1 protein-coding gene is annotated in these 3,265 nt (G+C 50.1%); it reads right to left on the reverse strand.

What is annotated here, in order from left to right; genetic code table 11:
- Positions 1–86: 86 nt before the first annotated feature.
- Positions 87–3,265 (reverse strand): tandem-95 repeat protein (locus tag Q0V82_RS16485; RefSeq protein WP_297577558.1); only part of this gene is annotated, 3,179 nt, incomplete at its 5' end.

The raw sequence follows: 3,265 nt of genomic DNA on the forward strand, positions 1-3,265 counted from the left end.
ACGAAGTAACGGAGATAAAAAATGCCGTTCACTTGGCTTAAGTGAACGGCATTAAGATGATGAATCTGGCCTTTTTGTCATCCGGCTTAATCAGTAATCAGCCTTCCATTCTTGAGTAGGTCAGTGATGATCGCTTGATCACTACCTGATGTGGTGAGATCAACGCCTTGCAGCGTGATGACTTGGTCTTCTTTCGTTGCCCAATTACCGTTGCTAAATTCACCTTTGCTACTGACGTGAATAATGGTGTTTGTGCCCGACTTCTCAAAGTGCAGATACTGCGTGAGGCTGCCCGTATTTTCGCCTTGGAGTAAGTCGCGCAGATCGAGTTTATCCACATCACCCGCAGCATTGTCTGATTTGGCGAAATCCATCACCACATCACGGGCAGGTGCGCCAGCAGTGCCTTGGTCGCCTAGCGTCCACTTAAAGGTGTCTGATCCCGCATCGCCGCGCAGAATATCGTTACCCGAACCGCCAACGAGTAAATCATTGCCTAGGCCGCCACGTAAGGCATCAATCCCAGCACCACCAAACAGCTTGTCGTTACCGGCATGGCCGTATAGGGCGTCGGAACCGTTTTCGCCAAACACCGTGTCATTACCGCTACCGGCGTTAACTAAGTCGGCGACGGGTTGCATTTCATTCACAATGCCTAGAACAAGCTTGTCGCTATTGGCCACTGTTGACAAGGTGCCGTCGGCATTATTCATAAATTGACTGGCGAGGAAGAAGTTAGCATCTTTGGTGGCAACGGAATTGTTGTAATCTTGCGTTTCCCCCATGTAGATTAAGTCATTGCCGGCTCCTGCCTCAACGTGATCATTACTGCCGCCAGTGAGGATGACTTGATCGTTACCAGTCGCGGTACTGGCGTAAGATGCTCCCGCACCGCCGCCAGTCGCTGAGTGAAAGCCTGCAGTGGAGACTTGAATGACATTGCCAGTGCCAGATTCTGGGCCTGTTACAAAGTATGACCCGACGCCGCCTTCATTTGAACCATTTAGGATATTGCTTTCAGGCACGACTTTGACCGTCCAAATCGCACTAGCTGTACCGCCGAAACCATCGCTCACGGTATAGCGGATCGTGGCTTCACCAATGAAGTTGGCGCTTGGGGTAAAGACCGGCAAGCCCGTTTTCGGATCAATGGAGACCACACCTTGTCCTGAGATGAGTGTTGGCGTACCTGTGAGCGTTAATTTATCGCCTTGCAAGTCTCTATCATTGGCCAGCACATCCAGCGAAATCGCTTGGTTGGTTTTGGTAAAGCTAAAGTCGTCGACCAATACCGGTGCGGTGTTATAGCGCGGTGGAATCACATTGATCGTCAACTTACTATTGGATTTATCCAAATCGCCATCATTGTCGATCAAGGTAAAGCCAATATTCTCGCTGGCATTACTTTGTAAGTTTACTGGCGGTGTGTAGGTGTATTTACCATCATCCATATCAATGATGAATTGCCCACCCAAGGTCGTAGTGACTTTTAAAGTATGGCTCACTGGGTCAAAGGTATAAGTGCTGCCATTGGCGGTGGTGGTGATACTATTGCCCACCGTGTTAAAGGTATATTTCACCCCATTAACGGTGATGTCGTTGATATGACCGCCATCGGCACCAAACCCTGCAACCGCTGATCCAACCAGCCCGCCGGTGATATTACCTGCTGTTGGCGTAAGGATGGTGTCGCGCAGAATCGGCGGCAATTGCGCCAAGTCAGTGACGATAATCGAGTTGGCTTCGGTACCCGGTCCTGTACCGTTGTAAGCGAGAGGGTCGAGATTGGTGCCTGCTACGCCAGTGCCTAAGCCAATCGCCAGTGAATTAATGTCTTTGCTATTTAAGAAATCAGTCCATGTTTTGGTTTCGGTGCTATCTAAACCTAGGCCTGTATTTGGCTCACCATCCGAGAAGAAATACCCCACATTTTGGCCGCCGGTCAGTTTGCCTGGCTTGTCAAAATTTTGCATGACCTGCCCAGCTGCGGCGTCGTAATTGGTTCCTCCATCTGCAGTAAAATTGGCCAATATGGCTTTGGCTTCAGCAGCGGTAAGCCAAGTATTGCCATTAGCGAGTTGGGTGGTGGCCGATGAGCTAAAGCCAACCAACATGATTTTAACGTCACCCACATTATCGTAATCATTGATGAGCTGCGTTAACGCCTCTTTAGCCACTTGTAAGCGGGTTTTACCGGCAATTCCGCTATCCCACCCCATGCTGCCCGAGGTATCCAAAGTCAGGATTAAATTGGTGCTGATGTACGGCATTTGCACCGTTGCCGTCGTGCTTTGGCCTACCGGCGCATCATCTTCAATATTGATCGTAACTTGACCGGAGCTTGATAACTTGCCATCTGATGCACTCACCGTCACATTGAACGATTTCAGATCTTCAGCGGTTTTGTCGACATGATCCACTGGGCCTGATAACGTCACGTTGTATTTGCCAGTACCATCAATTGAAATCGTAGCAATGGTTTGATTGCCCACTGTGCCGACCAGCGTACCGCTGCCATTGCCGCTCCAAACAATCGCTTGGCCTCCCGAGGTCAAACCCGTTGGCGCAGTTAATGTGTAGGTGAGCGAAGAGCTATCCACGTCACTGAAAATAACATTTCCTGTGGCTGTGTTGGAATTGGTCGAATCGGTTGTTCCTGCTGTATCAGCAATACCGCCTTGCAGGCCTTCTTCTGACACCGTTGCAGATGAGCTAGATACAAAGGTTGGCGCATCATTGACTGGCACGACAGTAATCGTACTAATGGCGGTATTGCTATTGGATACGCCATCATTCACGGTCACATTCAAAATACGATCTACCGCACTCGGATTTTCGCTGGTGTTGCTAAAGCGAATCGATTCGATGGCGGTCTCGTAATCGGCTTTAGAGGCATTGCCCGTGAGCGTTAATACAATTTGCCCTTTAACGACGCTTTGTGCTGCAACAATCCCATTGGGTAAACCGACGGTCGTCAATACATCGCCCAACTGAGCGTTGGTCAAGACAATCGTCGCGCGTTGTAAGTTGGCGTTGTCCACATCGCCGATCAGACTATCGATGTCGGCAATCGGAATACCACTGCCATTTTCGGTATACGTCGCTTTAAAACTGGTATCTTCCATGCTGGCATCAAGATCAAGCGTTGGCGCGTCGTTGACCGCGGAGAGATTGATGTTGACGGTCGCCAAGGCGGTACCGCCTTTGCCGTCGGAGACGGTGACGGTAAAGCTGTCGGGACCGACGTAGTCGAGGTTGGGCGTGT

It is taken from the genome of uncultured Deefgea sp. (assembly GCF_947072475.1).
Lineage (GTDB): Bacteria > Pseudomonadota > Gammaproteobacteria > Burkholderiales > Chitinibacteraceae > Deefgea.